Annotated in this window: 26 protein-coding genes; 13 read left to right on the forward strand and 13 right to left on the reverse strand. The window is 70.6% G+C overall.

Features of this window, described 5'->3' with window-relative positions; translation table 11 throughout:
* Positions 1 to 178: 178 nt before the first annotated feature.
* From ACIQ1J_RS19885 to ACIQ1J_RS19905, 5 genes are all read left to right on the forward strand, one after another.
* Positions 179 to 1114: a cellulose-binding protein gene (locus ACIQ1J_RS19885; protein WP_121749238.1), complete on the forward strand. Its 936-nt coding sequence runs from the start codon at positions 179 to 181 to the stop codon at positions 1112 to 1114.
* Between the two features lie 96 nt (positions 1115 to 1210).
* Positions 1211 to 2206, forward strand: coding sequence for an ABC transporter ATP-binding protein (locus ACIQ1J_RS19890; protein ID WP_403558284.1), 996 nt, complete (start codon positions 1211 to 1213; stop codon positions 2204 to 2206).
* Positions 2203 to 2979 (forward strand): ABC transporter permease, encoded by a 777-nt coding sequence (locus ACIQ1J_RS19895; protein ID WP_210960430.1) that lies wholly within the window; start codon positions 2203 to 2205, stop codon positions 2977 to 2979. Before ACIQ1J_RS19890 ends, ACIQ1J_RS19895 begins: the two co-directional genes overlap by 4 nt.
* Before the next feature lie 144 nt (positions 2980 to 3123).
* Positions 3124 to 4401 (forward strand): ABC transporter ATP-binding protein, encoded by a 1278-nt coding sequence (locus tag ACIQ1J_RS19900; RefSeq protein WP_403558286.1) that lies wholly within the window; start codon positions 3124 to 3126, stop codon positions 4399 to 4401.
* Entirely contained in the window at positions 4398 to 5267 is an 870-nt protein-coding gene (locus tag ACIQ1J_RS19905; RefSeq protein ID WP_403558288.1) for an ABC transporter permease, read from the forward strand. The genes ACIQ1J_RS19900 and ACIQ1J_RS19905 overlap by 4 nt, the downstream gene beginning before the upstream one ends.
* A gap of 6 nt (positions 5268 to 5273) precedes the next feature.
* On the opposite strand, the gene ACIQ1J_RS19910 is transcribed toward ACIQ1J_RS19905, so the two are convergent.
* Positions 5274 to 5606, reverse strand: coding sequence for an ATP/GTP-binding protein (locus ACIQ1J_RS19910; RefSeq protein WP_210960433.1), 333 nt, complete (start codon positions 5604 to 5606; stop codon positions 5274 to 5276).
* Positions 5607 to 5871: 265 nt separating this feature from the next.
* On the opposite strand from ACIQ1J_RS19910, the gene ACIQ1J_RS19915 reads away from it, so the two are divergent.
* On the forward strand, positions 5872 to 6900 hold the full coding sequence (locus ACIQ1J_RS19915; protein WP_403558290.1) for an LLM class flavin-dependent oxidoreductase: 1029 nt from the start codon (positions 5872 to 5874) through the stop codon (positions 6898 to 6900).
* 79 nt (positions 6901 to 6979) lie between these two features.
* On the opposite strand, the gene ACIQ1J_RS19920 is transcribed toward ACIQ1J_RS19915, so the two are convergent.
* Positions 6980 to 7372, reverse strand: coding sequence for an SCO5389 family protein (locus ACIQ1J_RS19920; RefSeq protein WP_055421911.1), 393 nt, complete (start codon positions 7370 to 7372; stop codon positions 6980 to 6982).
* Between the two features lie 279 nt (positions 7373 to 7651).
* On the opposite strand from ACIQ1J_RS19920, the gene nucS reads away from it, so the two are divergent.
* Positions 7652 to 8323 (forward strand): endonuclease NucS, encoded by a 672-nt coding sequence (gene nucS, locus ACIQ1J_RS19925; protein WP_121749232.1) that lies wholly within the window; start codon positions 7652 to 7654, stop codon positions 8321 to 8323.
* Between the two features lie 89 nt (positions 8324 to 8412).
* Here the strand turns inward: nucS and ACIQ1J_RS19930 are convergent, their stop codons facing one another.
* From ACIQ1J_RS19930 to ACIQ1J_RS19945, 4 genes are all read right to left on the reverse strand, one after another.
* Positions 8413 to 11070 carry an ATP-binding protein gene (locus ACIQ1J_RS19930; protein ID WP_403558293.1) on the reverse strand — a complete coding sequence of 886 codons (2658 nt, stop codon included), beginning with the start codon at positions 11068 to 11070 and terminating at the stop codon, positions 8413 to 8415.
* A 279-nt stretch (positions 11071 to 11349) separates the two neighbouring features.
* A complete protein-coding gene (locus tag ACIQ1J_RS19935; RefSeq protein WP_403558295.1) occupies positions 11350 to 11673 on the reverse strand; it encodes an STAS domain-containing protein in 324 nt (107 codons plus the stop codon).
* A gap of 174 nt (positions 11674 to 11847) precedes the next feature.
* On the reverse strand, positions 11848 to 12696 hold the full coding sequence (locus ACIQ1J_RS19940; RefSeq protein ID WP_403558297.1) for a 3-hydroxyacyl-CoA dehydrogenase family protein: 849 nt from the start codon (positions 12694 to 12696) through the stop codon (positions 11848 to 11850).
* A gap of 136 nt (positions 12697 to 12832) precedes the next feature.
* Positions 12833 to 13474 (reverse strand): TetR/AcrR family transcriptional regulator, encoded by a 642-nt coding sequence (locus ACIQ1J_RS19945; protein WP_403558299.1) that lies wholly within the window; start codon positions 13472 to 13474, stop codon positions 12833 to 12835.
* Positions 13475 to 13568: 94 nt separating this feature from the next.
* Between ACIQ1J_RS19945 and ACIQ1J_RS19950 the strand changes: the two genes are divergently transcribed.
* From ACIQ1J_RS19950 to ACIQ1J_RS19960, 3 genes are read left to right on the forward strand one after another with little or no spacing between them, the layout of a single operon-like run.
* Positions 13569 to 14351, forward strand: coding sequence for an ABC transporter ATP-binding protein (locus ACIQ1J_RS19950; protein WP_403558303.1), 783 nt, complete (start codon positions 13569 to 13571; stop codon positions 14349 to 14351).
* A 25-nt stretch (positions 14352 to 14376) separates the two neighbouring features.
* Positions 14377 to 15126 (forward strand): ABC transporter permease, encoded by a 750-nt coding sequence (locus ACIQ1J_RS19955; protein WP_403558305.1) that lies wholly within the window; start codon positions 14377 to 14379, stop codon positions 15124 to 15126.
* Between the two features lie 13 nt (positions 15127 to 15139).
* Entirely contained in the window at positions 15140 to 15712 is a 573-nt protein-coding gene (locus ACIQ1J_RS19960) for a cob(I)yrinic acid a,c-diamide adenosyltransferase (RefSeq protein WP_403558307.1), read from the forward strand.
* Here ACIQ1J_RS19960 and ACIQ1J_RS19965 read toward each other — a convergent pair.
* On the reverse strand, positions 15709 to 15900 hold the full coding sequence (locus ACIQ1J_RS19965) for a DUF5708 family protein (RefSeq protein ID WP_403558309.1): 192 nt from the start codon (positions 15898 to 15900) through the stop codon (positions 15709 to 15711). The genes ACIQ1J_RS19960 and ACIQ1J_RS19965 overlap by 4 nt on opposite strands.
* Positions 15897 to 16487 (reverse strand): hypothetical protein, encoded by a 591-nt coding sequence (locus ACIQ1J_RS19970; protein ID WP_403558311.1) that lies wholly within the window; start codon positions 16485 to 16487, stop codon positions 15897 to 15899. Before ACIQ1J_RS19970 ends, ACIQ1J_RS19965 begins: the two co-directional genes overlap by 4 nt.
* Before the next feature lie 152 nt (positions 16488 to 16639).
* On the opposite strand from ACIQ1J_RS19970, the gene ACIQ1J_RS19975 reads away from it, so the two are divergent.
* The 3 genes from ACIQ1J_RS19975 to ACIQ1J_RS19985 all read left to right on the forward strand — a co-directional run bounded on the left by ACIQ1J_RS19975 (position 16640) and on the right by ACIQ1J_RS19985 (position 20481).
* Entirely contained in the window at positions 16640 to 17836 is a 1197-nt protein-coding gene (locus ACIQ1J_RS19975; protein WP_403558313.1) for a sensor histidine kinase, read from the forward strand.
* On the forward strand, positions 17833 to 18474 hold the full coding sequence (locus ACIQ1J_RS19980) for a response regulator (protein WP_403558315.1): 642 nt from the start codon (positions 17833 to 17835) through the stop codon (positions 18472 to 18474). The genes ACIQ1J_RS19975 and ACIQ1J_RS19980 overlap by 4 nt, the downstream gene beginning before the upstream one ends.
* Before the next feature lie 180 nt (positions 18475 to 18654).
* Entirely contained in the window at positions 18655 to 20481 is a 1827-nt protein-coding gene (locus ACIQ1J_RS19985; RefSeq protein WP_403558317.1) for a glycosyl hydrolase family 18 protein, read from the forward strand.
* Positions 20482 to 20562: 81 nt separating this feature from the next.
* On the opposite strand, the gene ACIQ1J_RS19990 is transcribed toward ACIQ1J_RS19985, so the two are convergent.
* From ACIQ1J_RS19990 to atpA, 5 genes are all read right to left on the reverse strand, one after another.
* A complete protein-coding gene (locus ACIQ1J_RS19990) occupies positions 20563 to 21009 on the reverse strand; it encodes a DUF2550 domain-containing protein (RefSeq protein WP_210960447.1) in 447 nt (148 codons plus the stop codon).
* A gap of 129 nt (positions 21010 to 21138) precedes the next feature.
* On the reverse strand, positions 21139 to 21513 hold the full coding sequence (locus ACIQ1J_RS19995; protein WP_064729863.1) for a F0F1 ATP synthase subunit epsilon: 375 nt from the start codon (positions 21511 to 21513) through the stop codon (positions 21139 to 21141).
* 130 nt (positions 21514 to 21643) lie between these two features.
* Positions 21644 to 23080, reverse strand: coding sequence for a F0F1 ATP synthase subunit beta (gene atpD, locus ACIQ1J_RS20000; RefSeq protein WP_210960449.1), 1437 nt, complete (start codon positions 23078 to 23080; stop codon positions 21644 to 21646).
* Positions 23080 to 23997, reverse strand: a complete 918-nt coding sequence (locus ACIQ1J_RS20005) for a F0F1 ATP synthase subunit gamma (protein ID WP_403558320.1) — start codon at positions 23995 to 23997, stop codon at positions 23080 to 23082. Before ACIQ1J_RS20005 ends, atpD begins: the two co-directional genes overlap by 1 nt.
* A 21-nt stretch (positions 23998 to 24018) precedes the next feature.
* A complete protein-coding gene (gene atpA, locus ACIQ1J_RS20010; RefSeq protein ID WP_403558322.1) occupies positions 24019 to 25608 on the reverse strand; it encodes a F0F1 ATP synthase subunit alpha in 1590 nt (529 codons plus the stop codon).
* Positions 25609 to 25646 lie beyond the last annotated feature (38 nt).

The following is a 25646-nucleotide window of genomic DNA, read 5'->3' on the forward strand; positions in this document are numbered from 1 at the left end:
GACCTTTGGCCGGAGTCCTGACCAGACCCTTGACCAGAACTTTGGCAAGCCATCCGTGGGTCAGCCACTCAAAAGAGGTGTCATTCTCCGTATCAAACGTGCATCCGCTCGATGACACACCGCATCGGCGCCTAGGATTCCCTCTATCACCTCACCGGTCTCTTTCGACAGGAACCCCATGAGCGACACTTCCCCCTACGGCTTCGAGCTTGTGCGGCGTGGGTACGACCGCGCTCAGGTGGACGAACGTATCTCCAAGCTCGTCTCCGACCGTGACAGCGCTCTCGCCCGCATCACCGCTCTGGAAAAGCGCATCGAGGAGCTCCACCTCGAAACCCAGAACGCCCAGGCCCAGGTCAACGACGCCGAGCCGTCGTACGCCGGTCTCGGCGCCCGGGTCGAGAAGATCCTGCGCCTCGCCGAGGAAGAGGCGAAGGACCTGCGCGAGGAGGCCCGGCGCGCGGCCGAGCAGCACCGCGAGCTCGCCGAGTCGGCGGCCCAGCAGGTGCGCAACGACGCGGAGTCGTACGCCGCCGAGCGCAAGGCCAAGTCCGAGGACGAGGGCGTCCGGATCGTCGAGAAGGCCAAGAGCGACGCCTCGCAGCTGCGTTCCGAGGCGCAGAAGGACGCGCAGTCCAAGCGCGAGGAGGCGGACGCCCTCTTCGAGGAGACCCGCGCCAAGGCCGCGCAGGCCGCCGCCGACTTCGAGACGAACCTCGCCAAGCGCCGCGAGCAGTCCGAGCGCGACCTGGCCTCCCGTCAGGCCAAGGCCGAGAAGCGCCTCGCGGAGATCGAGCACCGCGCGGAGCAGCTTCGCCTGGAGGCGGAGAAGCTGCGCACGGACGCCGAGCGCCGCGCCCGCCAGACCGTCGAGACGGCACAGCGCCAGGCCGAGGACATCGTGGCCGACGCCAACGCCAAGGCGGACCGCATCCGTTCGGAATCGGAGCGCGAGCTGGCGGCCCTCACCAACCGCCGCGACTCCATCAACGCGCAGCTGACCAACGTGCGCGAGATGCTGGCGACCCTCACGGGCGCCGCGGTGGCCGCCGCCGGTACGCCGGCCGAGGACGAGCCCGTCTCCCGCGGGGTGCCGGCCCAGCAGTCCCGCTGACCCGGGACGTACGCCGACCCAACAAGGGCGTAACAAGTACGGAGCCTTCTGTCACTGGGGTGGCAGAGGGCTTCGTCGCGTTTTAGCGTGGGCGCCATGATCGAGCTCGAGGGGCTGACCAAGCGGTACGGCGAGAAGGTGGCGGTCAATAATCTCTCCTTCACCGTCAGACCCGGCATCATCACGGGCTTCCTGGGTCCCAACGGCGCGGGCAAGTCGACCACCATGCGGATGGTGCTGGGCCTGGACCGTCCCACCGCCGGGGACGTCCGGATCGACGGCAAGCACTACGACCAGCTCAAGGACCCGCTGACGTACATCGGCGCACTGCTGGAGGCCAAGGCCTGGCACGGGGGGCGCAGCGCCTACAACCACCTCCTGTGCCTCGCGCAGAGCAACGGCATCCCGGCGAACCGGGTGCGCGAAGTGCTGGACACGGTGGGGCTCTCGGCGGTCGCCCGGAAGAAGACGAAGGGTTTCTCCCTCGGCATGGGCCAGCGGCTCGGCATCGCCGGCGCGCTGCTCGGCGACCCGCGGATCCTGATGTTCGACGAGCCGGTCAACGGCCTCGATCCCGAGGGCATCCACTGGATCCGCAATCTGATGAAGACCCTGGCCTCCCAGGGCCGTACGGTCTTCGTCTCCTCCCATCTGATGAGCGAGATGGCGCTGACGGCGGACCATCTGGTGGTCATCGGCCAGGGCAGGCTGCTGGCGGACACCTCGATGGCCGAGTTCATCGCGGAGAACTCGCGCAGCTACGTCCGGATCCGCACTCCGCAGCGCGAGCGGCTGCTCGACGTACTGCACGGGGACGGCATCACGGTCGCGGAGCCCGGGTCCGAGGTCCTGGAGGTGGACGGCGACAAGTCGGAGGCGATCGGGGAGCTGGCGGCGCGGCACCAGATCGTGCTGCACGAGCTGAGCCCGCAGCGGGCCTCGCTGGAGGAGGCGTTCATGCAGCTGACCGCGGAGTCCGTGGAGTACCACGCGCACGACGGGCAGCCGCCCGGTCCGGTGCCGCCGCACCAGCAGCAACAAGGACGGCAGCAGGGGCAGCAGCAGTGGGGCAGCGACTGGAGGAAGGGATGAGCATGGCGGCGACACAGGTCGTACGGTCCGAGTGGACCAAGATCCGGTCGGTCGCGTCCACCGTGTGGACGCTGGGCCTCGCCGTGGTCGTCACCATCGCCCTCGGCATGCTGATCTCGGCGCTGTCGAAGAGCGAGTTCGGCAACCTGGGCGAGCGGGACCAGCTCACCTTCGACCCGACCTTCATCAGCTTCGCCGGAACGAGCCTCGGTCAGCTGGCGATGATCGTGTTCGGGGTGCTGGTGGTGGCGAACGAGTACAGCTCCGGCATGATCCGCACCTCGCTGGCCGCCGTGCCGCGGCGCGGCACCTTCCTGTTCAGCAAGATCGCGGTGGCCACCGCTCTCGCCCTCGTCGTGAGCATGGTCACCAGCTTCGCCACCTTCTTCCTCGGCCAGGCGATGCTCGGCGACCTGAAGGCGTCGATCGGCGATCCGGGCGTGCTGCGCGCGGTCATCGGCGGCGGCCTGTACATGACGCTCATCGCGGTGTTCTCGATGGGCGTCGCCGCGATGCTGCGCTCGCCGATGCTGTCGCTGGGCATCCTGATGCCCTTCTTCTTCCTGATCTCCAACATCCTGGGCAACGTCCCGGCGACGGAGAAGGTCGGCCGGTTCCTGCCCGACCAGGCGGGCAGCAAGATCATGCAGGTGGTGGCGCCGATCGACGACGACGTCCCCTACGGCCCGTGGGGCGGCCTCGGGATCATGGCACTGTGGGTGATCGCGGCCCTCGTCGGCGGGTACGTTGTGCTGAAGAGGCGGGACGCCTGACGAGGATCGGGCAGACGCTGGAAGTGTTCCGTCCGAGCCCGGATTTTGCCCGGGCTTGAACGGAACCGTCAGCGCCTCGATATCCTCCTAACCCTTACGGGGGCGTGTGCCCTGCTGTCCTGAACCTTCCGATGGGTGCGGAGCATGATCGAGGCTGTCGGCCTGACCAAGCGCTACGGCGACAAGACCGCAGTGCACAACCTCTCCTTCCAGGTGCGGCCCGGCGCCGTCACCGGCTTCCTCGGGCCCAACGGCTCGGGCAAGTCGACGACGATGCGCATGATCCTCGGCCTGGACAATCCCACCGCCGGACACGTGACCATCGGCGGCCACCCCTACCGCAAGCTGCCCAACGCCGCCCGCCAGGTCGGCGCGCTCCTCGACGCCAAGGCGGTGCACGGCGGCCGCTCCGCCCGCAACCACCTGCTGAGCCTGGCCCAGCTGTCGGGCATCCCGGCCCGGCGCGTGGACGAGGTGCTCGGCGTGGTCGGCCTCCAGGACGTGGCCCGGCGGCGTTCCAAGGGCTTCTCCCTCGGCATGGGCCAGCGGCTCGGCATCGCCGCCGCGCTGCTCGGCGACCCGCAGGTACTGCTGTTCGACGAGCCGGTCAACGGCCTCGACCCCGAGGGCATCCACTGGGTGCGCAACCTGATGAAGGCGCTCGCTGCGGAGGGCCGTACCGTCTTCGTCTCCTCGCACCTGATGAGCGAGATGGCGCTGACCGCAGACCACCTGATCGTCATCGGGCGGGGCCAGCTGCTCTCCGACATGAGCGTGAAGGACTTCATCTCGGCCAACTCCGCCGACTTCGCGCGTGTGCGGACACCGGACAGCGAGCCGCAGCTGCGCGAGAAGCTGACGTCCGCGCTGACCGAGGCGGGCGGGCACGTGATGTCCGAGCAGGACGGCGCGCTGCGGGTGACCGGGCTGGCGCTCCCCCGGATCAGCGACATCGCGCACGGCACCGACGTACGGCTGTGGGAGCTGTCGCCGCACCAGGCCTCGCTGGAGGAGGCGTACATGCGGATGACGCAGGGCGCCGTCGACTACCGGTCGACCGCCGACCAGAAGGCCGGGCTCCAGCAGCCGCTGCCGCCCGGCGCGCAGCCGCCGATGCCGGTGCCCGGACAGGGCCAGCCCGACTGGTACGCCCCGCCGCCGCCCCAGCAGGCCGGTCAGCCCTTCCCCGCGCCCCAGGGCGCGCCGGGCCAGGCCCCGGCGGGACCGTACGGCGCCCCGGCCGCGCCCGGTGCGGTGCCGGGCGGTCAGCCCGTCAACCCGTACGCGGCCCCGCAGGCCCCGCAGGCGCCCGCCCCGGCCTCGGCACCGCTCGGCGCCGCCCCCGCGCCCGCTTCCGCCCCCTCGCCCGCTTCCGCCCCCGCGCCCGTCACCGACCCGACCAAGCCCGAGGACGCCCGATGAGCACGCCCCAGCCCCCGATGCAGCAGGCCGCACCCGAGTGGCAGGCGTCGCCCGGGTCGCCGTACCCGACGTACACGTCGCCGATCCCGGTGGTGCGCACGCACCTCGGGCATGCGCTCGCCTCCGAGTGGACGAAGATCAAGTCGGTGCGCTCGACGATGTGGACGCTGGGCGTGTTCGTCCTGCTGGTCGTCGGCATCGGCCTGCTGACCGGCCTGGTGGTGGCGAGCTCCTCGACCGACCTAGCCGGCTCGAACTCGCTGGAGCTGGGCTTCTTCGGACTGCTCCTCGGCAGCATCTGCGTCATCACGCTCGGCGTGATGACCACCGCGTCGGAGTACGGCACCGGCATGGTGCGGACCACGATGACCGCCTGCCCGAGCCGCGGCCGGGTCCTCGCGGCCAAGGGGATCGTGTTCTTCCTGGTGGCGTTCGTCGTGACGCTGGTGTCCGCCGCGCTCGTCGCCCTCATGCACATGGCGCTCCTGGAGGGCAACGGCGCCGACGAGCCCACCGGAGGCGAGTGGCTGAAGGCCACGGTCGGTGTCTCGCTCTACGTCGCGCTGCTCGGACTGCTCTCGCTCGCCATCGGTTCGATCATCCGGCACTCCGCGGGCGCCATCACGATCATGGTCGGCACGCTGCTCGCCCCGCTGGTGATCGCTCTGTTCATGTTCGCGGAGTCGCTGAATCGCGTACAGCAGGCCCTGTTCGAGTACTCGATCCCCAACCAGATGAGCATCTTCTACGCCAACTCGCTCAGCGACTCGGGCCCGTCCGGCTGGGACCCGCTGTGGATCATGCTCGGCGTGACGGCCGCCGCGTTCGCCGGCGCGTTCGCGCTGCTGGAGAAGCGGGACGTGTAGAGGGGTTCAGAACTTCGGCGCGTTACGGGACCGCTGCACCCGCGTGGTGCGGCGGTCCTTCGCGTTCCAGCAGGACTTGTGCCAGTGCCGGCGGTCGTCGACGCCCGAGTGCGCCGGCCAGGCCACCACGTGCGGGACACCGTCCGGGATCAGCTGGTCGCAGCCCGGGCAGCGGTACGCCTTCCCCTGCGCGCTCGCGCCCGCCACGTGCCGTACGCTCCAGTCCTCGCCCTGCCAGTTCTCCGACGACTGCCAGCCGCCGTAGCGCCCGGAGCCGTCGTCCTCGGCGCTCCGGCCGGACGAACCGGCTCCCTTGGGTCGGTTGCGACGCGGGGACACAGGACACCTCACGGAGCTATACAGGGAATACGGGCGGCGACCAGCCTACGCGGCACGGACAGGGGTACGCGTACGCCGCGAACCACCGCGACTCCCCCGAGTGGAGCTGCTGCGGGGGCCGTCGAAAACCGTCGAAGACCCTCCACAACGGCCGATTCTGCAGACAATCCGCAAATCTCTCCGCCCGGCCGTGTCCTCGGCACGTGTCAGACGGTTATGCCCTGTGGGGGAGCTCCGGGTCGGAGCCGAGGAAGCAGGAAGAGCAATGCGCGTAGGAAGTTTCGTGTTGGGCGCCCAGTTCCCGGGCCAGGGCCAGGGTGAGGCGCTGCACCGCGCGGTCCGCTCGGCCGAGGTCGCCGAGGAGGCGGGCCTCGACACGGTCTGGCTGGCCGAGCACCACTTCGTGCCGTACGGCACGTGTCCTTCGGCCGTGACGCTGGCCGCGCTGCTGCTGGGCCGCACCCGTCGCATCCGGGTCGGCACCGCGGTCAGCGTGCTGCCCACCGTCCACCCCGTGGCCCTCGGCGAGCAGGCCGCGCTGCTCCACGTCGCGAGCGGCGGCCGGTTCTCGCTGGGCGTGGGCCGGGGCGGCCCGTGGGTGGACCTGGAGGTGTTCGGCGCGGGCCTGGAGGCGTACGAGAAGGGCTTCCCGGAGTCACTCGATCTGCTGGTCCGCTGGCTGCGCGAACCGGCCGTCGGCGCCTCGGGCGAACGCTTCCGGTTCCGCGAGGTGCCCGTCGTCCCGCGCCCCTCGGAGTCCCTCACCGAAGGGGCGGGCCCCGAGGTCGTCGTCGCCTGCACCTCCCCGGCCAGCGTGCGCATGGCGGCCGAGCGGGGGCTGCCGATGCTGCTCGGCATGCACGTCGGCGACGAGGAGAAGGCCGAGATGGTCGCCCTGTGGCGGCAGCACGCACGCGCGGCCGGGCGGCCGGCGGCGGAGATCCACGGCGCGGCCCATGTCTCGGCCGGCGTCTGCCAGATCGCGGACCGGCGCGTCGACGCGGCGGAGACCCTGCTCAAGGCGATGCCCGGCTGGCTGCGTCAGGGCCTGGGCGCCCACGTCACGGTGGACGGCCGCGCCCGGCGGATGCGCGACCCGCACGCGTACACCGAACTGCTCTGCGGACTGCACCCGGTGGGCCCGCCCCGGCTCTGCGCGGACCGGCTCGCGGCGACCGGCGAGCGGACCGGCATCAACCGCTTCGCCCTGCTCGTCGAGGGGTCCGGAGACCTCGCGGCGACCGAGGAGAACGTACGGCGGCTCGGGGCCGAGGTCCTCCCCCAGCTCCGCTGAGCAAGTGGGCGGGGAGCTTGCCGCTCCGGTACAGAACTGCACCTCCCGCGTACGGAACGGCAAGCGGACGACCGTGGCGTCAGCAGTCGCGGAACTCGGGCGACTGGTTCAGCACCTGGCTGCGTACCGAGGTGAAGCGGGTCAGCTTCTCGTCGACAGAGGAGTCCAACGGGAACACCGCCACCCGGTGGCAGTTCTGGAAGGCCAGCCGCACCCCGAAGTGGCGCTGCAGTGCACCGCGGATGGCGTCACTCGCCAGCGCACGCAGCAGCTGGCCGCGCGCCTGCTCGTCCGGCGGGGGCGTCTGGTTGTCGGCGAACGCTCCGCCGTCGACCTTCAGCTGTGCCACCAGGGAGCTGACCATCTCCCATGCGTAAGGCAGGGAAGTCCGGACGCAGTCGACGAAGGCTGCTTCGTCGACCTCGCCTCGCTCGGCCTGTTCGAGTAGGGCCGGTGAGACGTCGAGCGACATGGGTTCTCCTCTCGCACCCCCGACTGGCAGGGGTTGCCGGACAGTTAAAGGGAGCGCGATTTCGGACACGCTGCGTACACACCTCGCGACCTCCCGTTCAATACCGTAAGCAACCGATCGTGACCGCACCAGGAGAATGCCTATATGGGCACCATCCGGTAGGCACACAATCGGCCAGTGCGCAAGACGGGGCCAATGGGAGAAGTGGGACAGCGCCCGGGGCCGCCGGGGCACGGGCGAATCGCGTCGGGCCCGGCACGTCGAGTAGCGTTGCCGACCATGCGTCTCGTCATTGCCCGCTGCTCCGTCGACTACGCCGGGCGGCTCACCGCCCACCTGCCCTCGGCTCCCCGGCTGATCCTGGTCAAGGCTGACGGCAGCGTCTCGATCCACGCCGACGACCGGGCCTACAAGCCCCTCAACTGGATGTCGCCGCCCTGCGCCCTGAAGGAGGGCACGGGCGAGGAGGAGGGCGTCTGGACCGTCGTCAACAAGGCGGGCGAGAAGCTCATCATCACGATGGAGGAGATCCTCCACGACTCCTCGCACGAACTGGGCGTCGACCCGGGCCTGATCAAGGACGGCGTGGAAGCGCACCTCCAGGAGCTGCTCGCCGACCGTATCGAGACGCTGGGTGAGGGCTACACGCTCATCCGCCGCGAGTACATGACCGCCATCGGCCCCGTCGACATCCTGTGCCGGGACGCCGAGGGCCGGACCGTCGCGGTCGAGATCAAGCGGCGCGGCGAGATCGACGGCGTGGAGCAACTCACGCGCTACCTGGAGCTGTTGAACCGCGATCCCCATCTCGCCCCGGTGCGCGGCGTCTTCGCCGCCCAGGAGATCAAGCCGCAGGCCCGCGTCCTCGCCACGGACCGCGGCATCGGCTGCCAGGTGCTGGACTACAACGCCATGCGGGGCATCGAGGACGACAAGCTGCGGCTGTTCTGAACGGGCGTCGCCCACGGCGTACGAGAGGGCCGGGTCCGCGTTGGCGGACCCGGCCCTCCTGTGCTGTTCCGTGCCTGTTCCGGGGAACGTCAGATGAGCTGACCCGTCGCCGGGCCCGAGCCGCTCGGCGTTCCCGTGCCGGTGCCCGTGCCGCTGGTCGCGGTGCTGCTCTGCGAGGCGGTCGCGGTGCTGTCGGCGGGGGAACTGGCGGCGGTGGGGGACGTGCCGGGGCCGGTGGCGCTGTTGGACGTCTCCGGGACCGACGGCGAGGTGGTCTGGCTCTCGCTGGGACTCGGGTCGGTGGGCGTCGGCGTTCCGGGATCGGTCTCCGTCTCGGAGTCGCTGGGCTCCGGCGACGAAGGGGGATCCGACGGCTTGTCGGACGTCGGCGGCTTGGACGGCGAGGACGGGTCGTCCGGCTCGTTCGAGTCGCCCGGGTCCGGTGAACTCGGGTCGTCGGGCTCGCCCGAGTCGCTCGGGCCGTCCGACGGGCCCGCCGACTCGCTCGGCGTCGGGTCGTCCGACGTGCCGACGGTGCCGTCCGGGCCGGGGTCGGCGGGCCGGCCGGTGTCTCCCGGTTTCGCGCCGTCGTCGGACGGCCGGTCCGCGCCCAGGCCGCCGTCGTCGACACCCTGGCTGGCCGACGGATTGACACCGACCTGGTCCGAGGGATCGCCGGCGTCGTTCTCCGACGTGGCGCCGAGGGTCACCACCGTGCCGAGCACGGCGACGAGCAGCGCGCCCGCTCCGGCGGCGACGAGGTTGCGCCGCGCGAAGCCCTTGATACCGACGCCCGCCTTGCGGGACGGCCCGGTGGACGCCTCCGGGCTGGTGACCAGGGTCGACGACTGCGGGGGCGGCTGGAGGGGCGGGAAGGGCGCGGGTACGCCCGCGGGCGGCGACGCCGACTCCTCGTTCCGGGCGTCGGGCACCTCCTCCCCCGCGGTCGGGCCGAGACCGGCGACGCCGAACCCGGCAGCGGCCCCCGCTCCACCGAACGCGCCGGCGCCGGTGCCGAGGCCGGGGGTGTCCCCGCTCCGGTCGGCGACCAGCGCGAGGGCACGGCGGCCCGCGACGGCGCCGCGCTTGTCGGAGAGCGCGCCGCGCAGCCCGATGGAGGCCTCCAGCTCGGCGCGGGCCCGGTCGAGGTGGCCCTCGCACAGCGCGAGGACACCGAGTTCGTGGTGGAAGTAGGCCTGTTCCGCGACGTCACCGGCGAGCCGGGAGGCCTCGGTACCGGAGCGCAGCGCCCGTTGCCAGGCGCTCCAGTGCAGCCCGGCGGCGAATGCCGGTGCCGCGGTGCGGGCCAGCTGGACGGCGGGGCTCTCCTCGTCGCCCGCGGGCGGGGTCGTCGTCGGCACCAGCACGGCCAGGGCGCTCAGCACGGCGTCGGCCTCGGCACAGACCCGCTCCGGGGTCACCGAGGGGTGGCCGGCCCACCAGGCGTAGTGCTGGGCGGCGGCCAGCGCCCTCTCCCGTACGTCGTCGGCGTATCCGGCGCTCTCCAGCTGGGTGAGCACCCCGGCGGCCAGCCGGTAGCGGGAGCCGACCGGCGAGACCAGTCCGCAGTCGGTCAGCTCGCCGAGGGCGGCGTCCGCGTGGGTGTCGCCGACCAGGGCGGGCAGGTGCGCCTGGTGCGGCACCTCGCCGCCGAGCGCGACGGCGAACTCCAGGGTGGAGCGGGCCGAGGCGCTGAGCCGGGAGGCGAGCAGCGGCGCGGGCGCCGCGGCCTCACCGAGGGACGGCAGGGGCACCTCGTCGGCCTCGGCGGCGTCGTAGGGCGTGTCGTCGGCCGGACGGGCGTCGACGAAGACGCCGAACTCGTCGACGGCGTCGGCGCCGGCCCGCTGCCGGTCGCGCCGGCGCAGCAGGGCACCGGCCTGGACGAAGCGCAGCGGCAGGCCCTCGGACTCGAACCAGAGGTCGCCGGTCCAGTTGGCCTCCTCCTCGGTGAGGGTCCGGCCGGCGGCGCGCTCCAGCAGTTCCACGCCGTCCGAGCGGTCCAGGCCGGTGAGGAAGACCTCCTCGACGGCCGAGTCGGCGGAGGGCGCGGGCACGTCCGGGGTGGCGCCGATGAGGAAGGCGCACTCGGGGGTGGCGTCCAGCAGCTCGTCGAGGGCGGTGCCGCCGAACTCGACGTCGTCCAGGACGACGACCGCGCCGACGTCCCTCAGACGGCCGAGCAGTTCCTCCCGGTCCGGGCGGTGCAGCGGCGCGCGGTGGACGGCGTGGAAGAGGTCGTACAGGAGGTCGTCGGCCGTGCGGCGGAAGCCGCTGAGCCGGACCACGCCGTCGGGTGCGAGGCCCGCGCAGTCCTCGGCGACGACGTCGAGGAGGCTGGTGCGTCCGGAGCCGGCGGGGCCGGTGAGGCGGACGGAACGGCCGCGGGCGAGCAGCCGCACCAGGCGTTCGCGCTCGTCCTCGCGGGCCAGCAGGCCGAGCACGGTCCGGACCGGTCCCGGCGGGACGGGCGGCCTCCCGGCGCGCTCCGCCTCGGCGCGTTCGGCCGCGGTGAGCTTCTCGGGCCGGGCGGGCCGCTCCGCGGGCGGGCAGACCTCGATCTCGCTGCCGTCGACGGGGTTGACGGTGAGCAGGAAGTCGCCGGACACCAGCTGCACCGTGCGGGCCGGCGCGGGCACGTGCTGTCCGAGGTCGGTTGTGAGGGAGTCCCTGGGCGGGCGTGGGCGCGGCGCCTGGTGGTCGCCGTCTCGGCCGTGCTCCTCGGGTCCCCGGTTGTTCGGGTCCATAGGTTCAAGCCCCCCAAAAGCGTCGTGTGCAGGGCCCCGGTCGGGACCACCCTCTCCCGGCCTTGCCGCACACCGCGCTGTCGCTTCTGGTCCGGGCCCGCCAGATGGGTTCGCAAGAGGGCGGGCAGCCAGACCCTAAACCTTCGCTCAGTATCTCCGACAGCCCGGGGTACCGGCCCGTCCGAGACGTCACAGTCTCGTGAGGATTGCGCGCGTCGGGCGTTTCGCCGAGCGGTGTCCGGGTCCCCCCGGTCCACCGGACCACACCGGCCCGTGGCGTCACACCCTGGGCAGGGTCTCCACGCCGATGCCGCCCTCGATGGCCAGGATCCGGTGCAGCCGTGTGGCCACCAGCAGGCGCTGCATCTGCGGCGGTACGTCACGCAGCACCAGCCGCCGGCCGCAGCGTCCGGCCCGCCGGTGGGCCCCCATGATCACGCCGAGTCCGGTGGCGTCCCAGGAGTCCAGTTCGGACAGGTCCAGCACCAGGTCGCCGGTTCCGTCATCGACGGCCGAGTGCAGGACCGTACGGGCGTCCGCCGCGCTGCGGACGTCGAGGCGGCCCCCGACGACCAGCTCGACGTGGTCGCCCCTGATGTACATATGCGCTCCCCGGCGTGCGTCTCTGTTTCGTCTCGTCGATTCTTCTGCGTGATCTCTCGGCGATATCAGGTGTTGCAACCTCTGACTGGCCGAAACGATCGGAGGTTGCCGCCTGTAAGCGAACCGATACCGAATTCACCCCGGCGTGTGACGTTTCCCGGGGCCGATGCGACCTCAGTGCTTGTAGAAGCCCTGCCCGCTCTTGCGGCCGATGTCACCGGCGTCCACCATCCGGCGCATCAGCTCCGGCGGGGCGAACTTCTCGTCCTGGGACTCGGTGTAGATGTTGCCGGTGGCGTGCAGCAGGATGTCGACGCCCGTCAGGTCGGCGGTGGCCAGCGGTCCCATGGCGTGGCCGAAGCCCAGCTTGCAGGCAAGGTCGATGTCCTCGGCGGTCGCGACGCCCGACTCGTACAGCTTCGCGGCCTCGACCACGAGGGCGGAGATGAGACGGGTGGTCACGAAGCCGGCGACGTCGCGGTTGACGACGATGCAGGTCTTGCCGGTGGACTCGGCGAACTCCCGTGCGGTGGCGAGCGTTTCGTCGCTGGTCTTGTAGCCGCGCACCAGCTCGCACAGCTGCATCATCGGGACCGGGGAGAAGAAGTGGGCGCCGACGACCCGTTCGGGTCGCTCCGTCACGGCCGCGATCTTGGTGATCGGGATGGCGGAGGTGTTGGACGCGAGGATCGCCTCGTCCTTCACCAGCTTGTCGAGGGCGCGGAAGATCTCGTGCTTGATCTCCAGCTTCTCGAAGACGGCCTCGACGACGACGTCCGCGTCGGCGGCGGCCTCCAGGTCGGTGGTGGCGGTGATGCGCGCGAGGGCGGCCTCGGCGTCGTCGGCGGCGAGCTTCCCCTTGGCGACGAACTTGTCGTACGACGCCTTGATGCCGTCGGTGCCGCGCCGGAGCGCCTCGTCGGTGACGTCGCGCAGGACGACGTCCCAGCCCGCCTGGGCGGAGACCTGGGCGATTCCGGACCCCATGAGACCGGCTCCGATGACGGCGAGCTTCCGTGCCACTGTGCGACTCCCCTGATACGCGCTGTTTCTCTTCTCTCGGCCGGAGATTAGCGGGCGTGAGGGGCTGTGTGACCGGTTAGTAACGCGCGTCACGTCTCAGATGACGGACATCACACCGAGGGGTGCCATTCGGGTGTCAGACCGCGCCCCGTACGGCGTAGTTGAGCACCTTCTCGCTCAACAGCTCCTCCATTTCGTCCAGCAGCAGCAGGACGTCGCGGGAGACCTCCGACGGCCTCCCGCCCGCGAGCATCCGCTGCCCGATGGCCGCGATGACGGTTCCGTGCAGCCAGTTGACCTGACCCGCCATCAAGGCGGGCGTCATGTCGTCGTCCGCGCTGCCGGTCTCCTCGCGCAGGGTCTGCTCCAGGTTCAGGAGCACCTCCTGGCCGATCGCCCACATCCGTGAGCGCAGGTCGGGCGAATCCTGGATCACCTTCATGAACTTCGCGTAACCGTCCATCAGGCCGACCCGGGGCGAGACCGTCTCGACCTCCTCGCGCAGCTCGCGCAGCACGGCCCGCGCCGCCGACTCGCCGTCACGGCGCCCGCGCACCCAGCGGGAGAGCCGGTCGATCACACCCTTGGACCGGTCGAGGAAGAGGTCCTCCTTGGCCGGGAAGTAGTTGTAGACGGTGTTGACGGAGACGTTCGCGGCGTCCGCGACCTCCGCCACCGTCACGGCCTCGAAGCCGCGTTCCAGGAACAGGCCCGTGGCGACATCCGAGATGTACTGCCGGGTCTGCCGCTTCTTCCGTTCCCTGAGTCCCTCGGCCATCCCCGCATCCTAGCTTCGCCGGCGCCTCTCTCTGGTATCGCTGAAAACTTGGGGCCGTTGCAAAATTTCAGTTGACTCTGTTTTTCTGGATCGCATGGCAATCATCAGTACGGCCGGCCTGGCCCGTACCTTCGCGACGAAGCGCGGCCCGGTCGAGGCGGTGCGCGGCATCGACCTGACCGTCCGCGAGGGCGAGATCCTCGGCTTGCTCGGCCCCAACGGCGCCGGCAAGACCACCACCCTCCGGATGCTCACGACGCTGCTCGCCCCCACCGGCGGCGCGGCCACCGTCGCCGGCCACGACCTGGCGACCGACCCGGCCGGAGTGCGAGCGACGTGTGGATACGTGGCGCAGTCGGGCGGCGTGGACGCGCAGATCACCGTGCGGGAGGAACTGGTGACCCAGGGCCGCCTGTACCGCCTGTCCAGGGCGCGGGCCGTCGAGCGCGCCGGGGAGCTGGCCCGCGACCTGGACCTGACCGAGCTGCTCGACCGCAGGTGCGGCGCGCTCTCCGGCGGTCAGCGGCGCCGGCTGGACATCGCGATGGCGCTCACGCACCGCCCCGGGGTGCTCTTCCTGGACGAGCCGACCACCGGCCTGGACCCGGCCGGCCGTGCCGGCCTGTGGGACCTGGTCCGCCGGCTGCGCGACGAGCACGGCACCACGGTCTTCCTGACCACCCACTACCTCGACGAGGCCGACGCCCTCTCCGACCGCCTGGTGGTCGTGGACCGGGGCGTGGTGGCCGCCGAGGGCACGCCGGCCGCCCTGAAGCTGGAGTACGGCGGCTCGCTCGACGCCTCGCTCCAGGACACGTTCCTCGCGGTCACCGGACGCAGTGCGGCACCGGCCGACGTCACCCCCGTAGCCGTATAGAACTCCCAGGATCCGAGGACCCCCGATGCTGCTCCACGACACCGGCCTCATCTTCGGCCGCTACCTGCGCCAGTCCCTGCGCTCCCGCTTCGCACTGCTCTTCGGCGTGCTGATGCCGCTGCTGTACCTGCTCTTCTTCGGCCCCCTGCTGACCGATCTGCCGCTCGGCGGACAGGGCAGCTCCTGGCAGGTGCTCGTCCCCGGCCTGCTGCTCCAACTCGGCCTGTTCGGTGCGTCCTTCGCAGGCTTCTCGGTCATCATCGAGAACGGCCAGGGGGTGGTCGAGCGCATGCGCGTCACGCCCGTCAGCCGCCTGGCGCTGCTGCTGGGCCGGGTGCTGCGGGACGCCACGGTCTTCGTCTTCCAGGCAGTGCTGCTGGTGCTGGCGGCGGTCGTGATGGGCCTGCGCGCGCCCCTGCCCGGCGTGCTCATCGGCTTCGCTTTCGTCGCCCTGCTCACGGTCTCGCTGGCGTCGCTGTCGTACGCGCTGGCGATGAAGGTCCGTACGCCGCAGGAGTTCGGGCCGGCCGTCAACGCGCTGACCATGCCGTCGATGCTGCTGTCCGGCCTGATGCTGCCGATGACGCTGGGGCCGGCGTGGCTGGACGGGCTCTCGCACCTGATGCCGTTCCGCTATCTGGTCGACGCGGTACGGGACGCGTACGTCGGCAGCTACGCGACGCCGCACATGTTCTACGGCGTCCTGGTCGCCCTCGCCTTCACCGCGCTGGCCGTGACGGTGGGCACACGCGTGTTCCGTACCGCCGGAGCCTAACTACGCTGGCCCCATGGTCAACCTGACGCGCATCTACACCCGGACCGGCGACCAGGGCACCACCGCCCTCGGCGACATGAGCCGGGTCCCCAAGACCGACCTCCGCATCTCCGCGTACGCCGACGCCAACGAGGCGAACGCGGTGATCGGCACGGCGATCGCCCTCGGCGGCCTGCACGAGGAGGTCGTCAAGGTCCTCGTCCGCGTCCAGAACGACCTGTTCGACGTGGGCGCGGACCTGTCGACGCCGGTGGTGGAGAACCCGGAGTTCCCGCCGCTGCGGGTCGAGCAGTTCTACGTCGACAAGCTGGAGGCGGACTGCGACCGCTTCCTCGCCGACGTGGAGAAGCTCCGCTCCTTCATCCTGCCCGGCGGCACGCCCGGCGCGGCCCTGCTGCACCAGGCGTGCACGGTGGTCCGGCGGGCCGAGCGCTCGACGTGGGCGGCGCTGGAGGTCCACGGCGAGTCGATGAACGCGCTCACCGCGACCTACCTGAACCGTCTCTCCGACCTGCTCTTCATCCTCGCCCGCGTGGCCAACAAGGAGGTCGGGGACGTGCTGTGGGTGCCGGGCGGGGAGCGCTAGGCCTGTCGGCGCGCCGACCGGAACAGGCCCCAGACGGTCTGCGCGCCGCCGACACACATCATCACGATGCCGGCCTTCGTCAGGTCGACGACGGGGACCTCCACGCCCCCGGCGAACAGCGAGAGGGCGAGGCCGGCCACGAAGGTGGCGCCGCCCTCCCACAGGTTCCGCTCCGGCAGGTACCTCATCGGCGCGCGTCCTCCGGTTCCTTCGTCGCCTCGGGTGAGACCGCCGCCGTCCCGGCCGGGGCCTTCTTCGGCCAGACCGCGTAGGTCAGCGCGATCAGCCCGTGGATGCCGGCGGCGCGCCAGGCCGTGGCCTGCCAGCTCTCCAGGGAGCCGGTGCGGCTCGGGTCGCCGACGTACCACATGGCGATCCGGAGCAGTCCGGTCGCCACGGCGGCGGCGAGCAGCGTGCCGAGCCACACCTTGCCCTCGTGCCGGGCGCGGGCCATGCCGTAGCGCGGCGGGCCGACCGGTTTCGGCGCTTCGCCCAGCCGGTGGGCGGCGTGGCCGTCGAGCCACTTCACGGTGCGGTGGCCGTGCCCCACCGTGTAACCGATGTACAGGGCCGCCAGGCCGTGCTTCCAGCTCGGGTCGGCACCGTTCCTCAGGTCCAGCGCGGTGACGACCAGCAGCACGACCTCGAGCAGCGGCTCGCACAGCAGCAGCGCCATGCCCGCGCGCGGCATCTTCAGCAGGTAGCGGACGGCCAGTCCGGCCGCCAGCAGTACCCAGAAGCCGATCTCACAGACGATGATCAGGGTGACGATCACGGTTCGCTCCTCTCGATCGCCCTTCCAGGCTCTCCCGCCGGAGCGGTCGGATCGTCGTCGCCGGTGACGAACCTCCGGTACATCGAAGGATGCAGTGCCGGACCGTTCCCCGGGACCAGGCGGGCGGGGCGGGGGGCGTGTTGGATGGTGGCATGGCCGTACGACTCCCCCGCCCGCGCCGCTTCGACGTGTACGCCGCGTCGGCCGGTCTGCTCGGCGGGCTGCTCCTGTGGGGCATCGGCCTGGGTGTGCGGCCCGCCGACGCACCGATCGTGCTGTTCGACGGCCGCTGGCCGCTGCTGGTCCCGCTCGCCGTCATAGCGGGCTGCGAGCTGCTGCGCCGGGCCGCGCCGCGCACCGGTCTGCTGATCGGCACGGCCGCGCTGATCGGGGACACGTTCACGCAGGGCAGCCTGGTCACGGTGATCATGTACACCGACCTGATGTACGCCGCCGTGCTGTACGGCCCGCCCGCCTCGGCCCGCCGCATCCCGTGGATCACCGGGCTGCTCACCGTGGCCGGGACCATCGTGCCGTTCGCGCTGTGGCGGGTGCCCGAGGCGCTGCTGATCGGTGTCGCCGTCGGAGTCGTGTCGTTCGCGCCCGCCTCCACGGGCCTGATCGTGCGCAATCACCGCGAGGCCGCCGACGCCGCCCTGCTGCGCGCCGAGCAGACCGCGCTGCTGGCCGAGATGGACCGGGTCCAGGCGGTGACCGCGGAGCGTTCCCGGATGGCCCGCGAGCTGCACGACATGGTCGCCAACCACCTCTCCGCGATCGCCATCCACTCCACGGCCGCGCTCTCCCTGGACGACCCGGCCACCACCCGGCAGGCGCTCGGCGTCATCCGCGAGAACAGCGTCGAGGGACTGGCCGAGATGCGACGCCTGATCGGCATCCTGCGGGACACCGGCGAGGACACCGAACCGGCCGCCGCCCCCACCCTCGACGGGCTCGGCGCGCTGGCCGACGGCGCCCGCGCCAACGGCCTCGACGTCACCCTGGAGGCGGCACCGGGCGAGGGGCTGCCCGCGCCGGTCGAGCTGGCCGCGTACCGGATCGTGCAGGAGTCGCTCACCAACGCGCTCAAGCACGCCTCCCAGGGGACGGTACGGGTCGAGCTGGCCCGGCACGACGACGTGCTGCGCGTCCTGGTCACCAGCCCTTACGGCGACCGGGAGGCGCCGCGTGCCCCCGGCTCCGGTGCCGGCCTGGTCGGCATGCGGGAGCGGGCGGCGCTGCTGCACGGCACGTTCGAGTCCGGGCCGGTGGCGGACCCCGGCTCGACGGGCGGCAAGATCTGGACCGTACGCGCCACCCTGCCCCTGACCGAAGGAGACCTCGCATGATCCGCGTCCTCGTCGCCGAGGACCAGTCCGCCGTCCGCGCCGGACTGGTGCTGATCCTGAGCAGCGCCCCGGACATCGAGGTGGCCGGGGAGGCGGCGGACGGCGAGCAGGCGGTGGCGCTGGCCCGGGAACTGCGTCCGGACGTGGTGCTGATGGACGTCCAGATGCCCCGGCTGGACGGGGTGTCGGCGACCCGGCGAGTGGTCGCCGAGCAGCTGGCCGACGTGCTCGTACTGACCACCTTCGACCTGGACGAGTACGTCTTCGGCGCGCTGCGGGCGGGGGCCGCCGGGTTCCTGCTGAAGAACACGGAGGCGAAGGACCTCCTCGCGGCCGTGCGCACGGTGGCGGGCGGTGAGGGGATCGTCGCCCCGGCCGTCACCCGGCGGCTGATCGCCGAGTTCGCCGCGAAACCGGTCCGGGAGCCGACCGCCGATCCGTCGGTGCTGGAGGACCTCACCCGGCGCGAGCGCGAGGTGCTGTCCTGTCTCGGCGAGGGGCTGTCCAACGCGGCGATCGCCGAGCGGCTGGACATGGCGGAAGCCACGGTGAAGACGCACGTCAGCCGCCTGCTGGGGAAGCTGGGGCTGCGCAGCCGGGTGCAAGCGGCGGTGCTCGCGCAGGAGTTGGGGATCTAGCTTTTCCCACGCCCGGAGACAGCTTCTCCCACGCCCGGAGACAGCTTCTCCCACGCCCGGAAACAATGGAGCACTGGTCCAGACCTATTGACCTATGGTCCAGACCTTTCTATTCTCGCGGCACTGCGGGCATGAGGCTCAGTCATGCCCACGACACAACCCCACATAAGGAGGCGCAGCATGCGCTTCAGACACAGAGTCGCGGCACTGGTCGCGACGCTGTCGCTCCCGCTGGCCGGTCTGGTCGGCCTCGCGAGTCCGGCCCAGGCCGCGACGAGTGCGACGGCCGTCTTCGCCAAAACCTCGGACTGGGGCACCGGCTTCGGCGGCAAGTGGACGGTGAAAAACACCGGAACCACCACCATCAACTCCTGGAACGTCGAGTGGGACTTCCCCTCCGGCACCAAGGTCACCTCCGCCTGGGACGCCACGGTCACCAACTCCGGTAACCACTGGACCGCCAAGAACGTCGGCTGGAACGGCACCCTCGCCCCCGGGGCGTCGGTCTCCTTCGGCTTCAACGGCAGCGGCCCCGGCTCCCCGTCCAACTGCAAGCTCAACGGCGGCAGCTGCGACGGCACCTCCGTACCCGGCGACAAGGCACCCTCGGCTCCCGGGACACCCACCGCCTCCGGCATCACCGACACCTCGGTGAAACTGTCCTGGTCCGCGGCGACCGACGACAAGGGCGTCAAGAACTACGACGTCCTGCGCGACGGCGCCAAGGTCGCCACGGTCACCGGCACCACTTACACCAACACCGGCCTGACCGCCGGCACCGACTACTCCTACACCGTCCAGGCCCGCGACACCGCCGACCAGACCGGACCGGTCAGCGGCGCGGTGAAGGTCACCACCACCGGTGGCGGCGGCGGCCCCGGCCCGCAGCCGGGCGAAGAGGTCAAGCTCGGCTACTTCACCAACTGGGGCGTCTACGGGCGCAACTACCACGTGAAGAACCTGGTCACCTCCGGCTCCGCCGAGAAGATCACCCACATCAACTACGCCTTCGGCAACGTCCAGGGCGGCAAGTGCACCATCGGTGACGCCTACGCCGACTACGACAAGGCGTACACCGCCGACCAGTCCGTCGACGGCGTCGCCGACACCTGGGACCAGCCGCTGCGCGGCAACTTCAACCAGCTGCGCAAGCTGAAGGCCCAGTACCCGCACATCAAGGTGCTGTTCTCCTTCGGCGGCTGGACCTGGTCCGGCGGCTTCCCCGACGCGGTGAAGAACCCCGCCGCCTTCGCGAAGTCCTGCCACGACCTGGTCGAGGACCCGCGCTGGGCCGACGTCTTCGACGGCATCGACCTGGACTGGGAGTACCCGAACGCCTGCGGTCTCAGCTGTGACACGACCAGCGCACCGAACGCCTTCAGCACCATGATGAAGGCCATGCGCACCGAGTTCGGCGACGACCTGGTCACCGCGGCCGTCACCGCCGACGCCTCCGACGGCGGCAAGATCGAGGCCGCCGACTACGGCACCGCCGCGCAGTACATCGACTGGTACAACGTGATGACGTACGACTTCTTCGGCGCCTGGGCGAAGAACGGTCCGACCGCTCCGCACTCGCCGCTGACCTCGTACAACGGCATCCCGCAGCAGGGCTTCAACTCCGCCGAGGCGATCGCGAAGTTCAAGGCGGTGGGCGTGCCGGCCGCCAAGCTGCTCCTCGGCATCGGCTTCTACGGCCGCGGCTGGACCGGCGTCACCCAGTCCGCGCCCGGCGGCACGGCGACCGGCCCGGCGACCGGCACGTACGAGGCGGGCATCGAGGACTACAAGGTCCTCAGGAACAGCTGCCCGGCCACCGGCACCGTCGCCGGCACCGCGTACGCGCACTGCGGCAGCAACTGGTGGTCCTACGACACTCCGGCCACCGTCAAGTCCAAGATGGACTGGGCCGAGCAGCAGAAGCTGGGCGGCGCCTTCTTCTGGGAGTTCAGCGGCGACACCGCGAACGGCGAGCTGGTGAGCGCCATCGACAGCGGGCTGAAGTAGTACTCGGAAGAGTCACCTAAGCGACATTGACGCTCTCCCGGACTTCGTCCGGGAGGACCCCCACCCAGCGAGTGAATGTGGCTACGCCACATTCACTCGCTGTCCGGGCGGGGCTGCCTCGAGCCACGCGAGGAATCCGGTCAGCGCGTCATCGCTCATCGCCAGTTCGAGCCGCGTGCCCCGATGGAGACAGGCGAGCACGACGGCGTCCGAGAGCAGCGCCAGCTCCTCCTCGCCGTCCGGGACACGGCGGCCGGCCACCTCGATCGCGGAGCGCTCCAGGACCCGGCGCGGGCGGGGGGAGTACGAGAAGACCCGGTACCACTCGACCCGGTCACCGTTGTAGCGGGCCACTCCGTAGGACCAGCCCTTGCCGGCGCCGTCGCCCTCCTCGGGGGCGTCCCAGCGCAGGGAGCAGTCGAAGGTGCCACCCGATCGCTGGATCAGCCGGCGGCGCAGACCGAAGACGAAGAGCCCGATCACCACCAGGGCGACGACAATTCCGCACACAGTCAGAGCGAGGACCATCGACACCGACCTCCTCGTCTCCTAGGTAACGGAACGGAAAAACCACCCGGATCTGCCTCAGCCGCGGCCGGGTCCGGATAGCTCCGGTCCCAGCCGCGGCTGAGTGACGTCATAGCACAGCGCCCTGGATCAGCGCCCCGCCGCCGCGCGCAGTCGGACGTCCGCGCGTCGCTCGGCGTGGGCGTCGCCCTCCGCCTTCGCGCGCTCGAGCTCCCGCTCCGCGCGCTGGACGTCGATCTCGTCCGACAGCTCGGCGATCTCGGCCAGCAGCGACAGCTTGTTGTCCGCGAACGAGATGAAACCGCCGTGCACCGCGGCGACGACCGTCCCACCGTCACTCGTACGAATGGTCACCGGGCCCGACTCCAGCACACCGAGCAGCGGCTGGTGACCGGGCATGACGCCGATGTCGCCGGACGTGGTGCGCGCGACGACCAGGGTGGCCTCGCCGGACCAGACCTCTCGGTCGGCCGCGACCAGCGCGACGTGCAGATCAGCAGCCAAGGTGGCTCCTCGGGTCACCACCCGGCCGGAGAGCCGGGTGTTGGTTACAAGTCTAATAGGCGTGACGGAGGGGGCGGGACGTGCCCGCCCCCTCCGGTGCGAGCCCTGGGGCTCACGATGAGCACGAGGCTCAGGAGACGCCGAGCTCCTTGGCGTTGTTCTTCAGGTCCTCGATGCCACCGCACATGAAGAACGCCTGCTCCGGGAAGTGGTCGTACTCGCCGTCGCAGATCGAGTTGAAGGCCGCGATCGACTCGTCCAGCGGGACGTCCGACCCGTCGACGCCGGTGAACTGCTTGGCGACGTGGGTGTTCTGGGACAGGAAGCGCTCCACGCGACGGGCACGGTGGACGACGAGCTTGTCCTCCTCGCCGAGCTCGTCGATACCGAGGATCGCGATGATGTCCTGCAGGTCCTTGTACTTCTGCAGGATGCTCTTCACGCGCATCGCGGCCTGGTAGTGGTCCGCCGCGATGTACCGCGGGTCGAGGATGCGGGACGTCGAGTCCAGCGGGTCCACGGCCGGGTAGATGCCCTTCTCGGAGATCGGACGGGAGAGCACCGTCGTCGCGTCGAGGTGGGCGAAGGTGGTGGCCGGGGCCGGGTCGGTCAGGTCGTCCGCGGGGACGTAGATCGCCTGCATCGAGGTGATCGAGTGACCACGGGTCGAGGTGATGCGCTCCTGGAGGAGACCCATCTCGTCGGCCAGGTTCGGCTGGTAGCCCACCGCGGAGGGCATGCGGCCGAGCAGGGTCGACACCTCGGAGCCCGCCTGGGTGAAGCGGAAGATGTTGTCGATGAAGAACAGCACGTCCTGCTTCTGGACGTCACGGAAGTACTCGGCCATGGTCAGGCCGGCCAGCGCGACGCGCAGACGGGTGCCCGGCGGCTCGTCCATCTGACCGAAGACCAGCGCGGTCTTGTCGATGACGCCGGACTCGCTCATCTCGTCGATGAGGTCGTTGCCCTCACGGGTGCGCTCACCGACACCGGCGAACACGGAGACACCGTCGTGGTTGTTGGCGACGCGGTAGATCATCTCCTGGATGAGCACCGTCTTGCCGACGCCGGCACCGCCGAACAGACCGATCTTGCCGCCCTTGACGTACGGGGTCAGCAGGTCGATGACCTTGACGCCGGTCTCGAACATCTCGGTCTTCGACTCGAGCTCGTCGAAGTTCGGCGCCTTGCGGTGGATCGGCCAGCGCTCACCGGTGTACTGCTCGTCGACGTTCAGCACCTCACCGAGGGTGTTGAAAACCTTGCCCTTGGTGAAGTCGCCGACGGGGACGGAGATGGCCGAACCCGTGTCGGTCACCGCGGCCTGGCGGACCAGACCGTCGGTGGGCTGCATCGAGATGGTGCGGACCAGGCCGTCACCCAGGTGCTGGGCGACCTCCAGGGTCAGCTTCTTCAGCTCGCCCGCCTGCGCCGGGTCGGCGACCTCGACGTGGAGGGCGTTGTAGATCTCCGGCATCGCGTCGACGGGGAACTCCACGTCGACGACCGGGCCGATGACCCGGGCGACGCGGCCCGTGGCCGTCGCGGTCTCAACAGTGGTGGTCATTAGTTGTCACTCCCCGCGTTCGCGTCGGCCAGGGCACTGGCGCCACCGACGATCTCGCTGATTTCCTGGGTGATTTCGGCCTGGCGGGCCGCGTTGGCAAGACGGGAGAGCGTGTTGATCAGCTCGCCCGCGTTGTCGGTGGCCGACTTCATCGCGCGCCGCGTGGCGGCGTGCTTGGAAGCGGCCGACTGCAGCAGCGCGTTGTAGACGCGGCTCTCGACGTAGCGCGGCAGCAGGGCGTCGAGGACGTCCTCCGCCGACGGCTCGAAGTCGTACAGCGGAAGGATCTCGTCCTTCGTCGCCGACTCCGTCGCGACCTCGTCGAGACTCAGCGGCAGCAGCCGGGAATCGACCGCCGTCTGCGTCATCATCGAGACGAACTCGGTGTAGACGATGTGGAGCTCGTCCACGCCGCCCTCCGCCGTCTCCTTCTCGATGGCCTCGATCAGCGGCGCCGCGACCTTCTTGGCGTCCGCGTACGAGGGCTCGTCGGTGAAGCCCGTGAACGACTCCGCGACCTTGCGCTCGCGGAAGTTGTAGTGGGCGAGACCGCGCCGGCCGACGATGTACGTGTCGACCTGCCTGCCCTCACGCTCGAGGCGCTCGGTCAGCCGCTCCGCCGCCTTGATGGCGTTGGAGTTGAAGGCGCCGGCCAGACCGCGGTCGCTCGTGAGGAGCAGGACCGCGGCACGGGTCGGGTTCTCCGCCTCCGTGGTCAGCGGGTGCTTGGTGTTCGAACCGGTACCGACCGCCGTGACCGCGCGGGTCAGTTCCTGCGCGTACGGCGTGGAGGCCGCCACCTTGCGCTGCGCCTTGACGACGCGCGAGGCGGCGATCATCTCCATCGCCTTGGTGATCTTCTTGGTCGCGGTGACGGATCGGATGCGACGCTTGTAGACCCGGAGCTGGGCTCCCATGAGTCAGGTCCCTTCCTTACGTCACTTGGCGGCGGACGGGGCGTCCTCGCCGAGCAGCCTGCCGTCCGAGGTCTCGAACTGCTTCTTGAATGCCGCGATCGCCTCGGCGATGGCCTGCAAGGTGTCGTCGGACATCTTGGCGCCCTCGCGGATGGAGGTCATGAGGCCCTGCTCCTGGCGGTGCAGGTACTCGAGGAGCTCCTTCTCGAAGCGGCGGATGTCCGAGACCGGCACCTCGTCCATCTTGCCGGTGGTGCCGGCCCAGACGGAGACGACCTGGTCCTCGGTGGACATCGGCTGGTACTGGTCCTGCTTCAGCAGCTCGACCATGCGCTGACCGCGCTCAAGCTGCGCCTTCGACGCGGCGTCCAGGTCGGAACCGAAGGCGGCGAACGCCTCCATCTCACGGAACTGGGCGAGGTCCACGCGCAGTCGGCCGGAGACCTGCCGCAGGGCCTTGTGCTGGGCGGAGCCACCGACGCGGGAGACCGAGATACCGACGTTCAGGGCCGGACGCTGACCGGCGTTGAACAGGTCGGACTCCAGGAAGCACTGGCCGTCGGTGATGGAGATGACGTTGGTCGGGATGAACGCCGACACGTCGTTGGCCTTGGTCTCGACGATCGGCAGACCCGTCATCGAACCGGCGCCCTCGGCGTCGGAGAGCTTCGCGCAGCGCTCCAGCAGACGGGAGTGCAGGTAGAAGACGTCACCGGGGTAGGCCTCGCGGCCCGGCGGGCGGCGCAGCAGCAGCGACACGGCGCGGTAGGCGTCGGCCTGCTTCGACAGGTCGTCGAAGATGATCAGGACGTGCTTGCCCTCGTACATCCACTGCTGGCCGATGGCCGAGCCGGTGTACGGCGCCAGGTACTTGAAGCCGGCCGGGTCGGACGCCGGGGCGGCCACGATGGTCGTGTACTCCAGCGCGCCGTTCTCCTCCAGCGCGCCGCGGACCGACGCGATCGTCGAGCCCTTCTGGCCGATGGCGACGTAGATGCAGCGGACCTGCTTGCTCGGGTCGCCGGTGCGCCAGTTGTCACGCTGGTTGATGATCGTGTCGACGGCCAGCGCGGTCTTGCCGGTCTGGCGGTCGCCGATGACCAGCTGACGCTGACCACGGCCGATCGGGGTCATGGCGTCGACGGCCTTGTAGCCCGTCTCCATCGGCTCGTGCACCGACTTGCGCTGCATGACCGTGGGGGCCTGCAGTTCGAGGGCGCGGCGGCCCTCCGTCTCGATCTCGCCGAGGCCGTCGATCGGGTTGCCGAGGGGGTCGACGACACGGCCGAGGTAGCCCTCGCCGACGGCGACCGACAGGACCTCGCCGGTACGGGTGACCGGCTGGCCCTCCTCGATACCGCTGAACTCACCGAGGACCACGCAACCGATCTCGCGCTCCTCGAGGTTGAGGGCGAGGCCGAGGGTGCCGTCCTCGAACTTCAGCAGTTCGTTGGCCATGGCCGAGGGAAGACCCTCGACCTTCGCGATGCCGTCGCCGGCAAGGGTGACCGTACCGACTTCCTCGCGCGAGGCCGCGTCCGGCTTGTACGACTGGACGAAGTTCTCCAGCGCGTCCCGGATCTCCTCCGGCCGGATCGTGAGCTCCGCCATCTGAGTTCCCTGCTCTCCTTGTTGGGCCCGAAGTTTCA

Origin of the sequence: Streptomyces sp. NPDC097107 (genome assembly GCF_044762405.1) — a bacterium.
Taxonomy (GTDB): Bacteria; Actinomycetota; Actinomycetes; order Streptomycetales; family Streptomycetaceae; genus Streptomyces; species Streptomyces thinghirensis.

Bases quoted from the DNA above. Each gene is read 5' to 3' on its own strand.
- ACIQ1J_RS19900 (WP_403558286.1), top strand. From the start codon at position 3,124: ATGATCGAGGCTGTCGGCCTGACCAAGCGCTACGGCGACAAGACCGCA.
- ACIQ1J_RS19935 (WP_403558295.1), bottom strand. From the start codon at position 11,673: ATGTACATCAGGGGCGACCACGTCGAGCTGGTCGTCGGGGGCCGCCTC.
- ACIQ1J_RS19960 (WP_403558307.1), top strand. From the start codon at position 15,140: ATGGTCAACCTGACGCGCATCTACACCCGGACCGGCGACCAGGGCACC.
- ACIQ1J_RS19890 (WP_403558284.1), top strand. From the start codon at position 1,211: ATGATCGAGCTCGAGGGGCTGACCAAGCGGTACGGCGAGAAGGTGGCG.
- ACIQ1J_RS19950 (WP_403558303.1), top strand. From the start codon at position 13,569: ATGGCAATCATCAGTACGGCCGGCCTGGCCCGTACCTTCGCGACGAAG.
- ACIQ1J_RS19980 (WP_403558315.1), top strand. From the start codon at position 17,833: ATGATCCGCGTCCTCGTCGCCGAGGACCAGTCCGCCGTCCGCGCCGGA.
- ACIQ1J_RS19905 (WP_403558288.1), top strand. From the start codon at position 4,398: ATGAGCACGCCCCAGCCCCCGATGCAGCAGGCCGCACCCGAGTGGCAG.
- ACIQ1J_RS19885 (WP_121749238.1), top strand. From the start codon at position 179: ATGAGCGACACTTCCCCCTACGGCTTCGAGCTTGTGCGGCGTGGGTAC.
- ACIQ1J_RS19895 (WP_210960430.1), top strand. From the start codon at position 2,203: ATGAGCATGGCGGCGACACAGGTCGTACGGTCCGAGTGGACCAAGATC.
- atpA (WP_403558322.1), bottom strand. From the start codon at position 25,608: ATGGCGGAGCTCACGATCCGGCCGGAGGAGATCCGGGACGCGCTGGAG.
- nucS (WP_121749232.1), top strand. From the start codon at position 7,652: ATGCGTCTCGTCATTGCCCGCTGCTCCGTCGACTACGCCGGGCGGCTC.
- ACIQ1J_RS20005 (WP_403558320.1), bottom strand. From the start codon at position 23,997: ATGGGAGCCCAGCTCCGGGTCTACAAGCGTCGCATCCGATCCGTCACC.
- ACIQ1J_RS19930 (WP_403558293.1), bottom strand. From the start codon at position 11,070: ATGGACCCGAACAACCGGGGACCCGAGGAGCACGGCCGAGACGGCGAC.
- ACIQ1J_RS19990 (WP_210960447.1), bottom strand. From the start codon at position 21,009: ATGGTCCTCGCTCTGACTGTGTGCGGAATTGTCGTCGCCCTGGTGGTG.
- ACIQ1J_RS19985 (WP_403558317.1), top strand. From the start codon at position 18,655: ATGCGCTTCAGACACAGAGTCGCGGCACTGGTCGCGACGCTGTCGCTC.
- ACIQ1J_RS19975 (WP_403558313.1), top strand. From the start codon at position 16,640: ATGGCCGTACGACTCCCCCGCCCGCGCCGCTTCGACGTGTACGCCGCG.
- ACIQ1J_RS19945 (WP_403558299.1), bottom strand. From the start codon at position 13,474: ATGGCCGAGGGACTCAGGGAACGGAAGAAGCGGCAGACCCGGCAGTAC.
- ACIQ1J_RS19965 (WP_403558309.1), bottom strand. From the start codon at position 15,900: ATGAGGTACCTGCCGGAGCGGAACCTGTGGGAGGGCGGCGCCACCTTC.
- ACIQ1J_RS19920 (WP_055421911.1), bottom strand. From the start codon at position 7,372: ATGTCGCTCGACGTCTCACCGGCCCTACTCGAACAGGCCGAGCGAGGC.
- atpD (WP_210960449.1), bottom strand. From the start codon at position 23,080: ATGACCACCACTGTTGAGACCGCGACGGCCACGGGCCGCGTCGCCCGG.
- ACIQ1J_RS19915 (WP_403558290.1), top strand. From the start codon at position 5,872: ATGCGCGTAGGAAGTTTCGTGTTGGGCGCCCAGTTCCCGGGCCAGGGC.
- ACIQ1J_RS19955 (WP_403558305.1), top strand. From the start codon at position 14,377: ATGCTGCTCCACGACACCGGCCTCATCTTCGGCCGCTACCTGCGCCAG.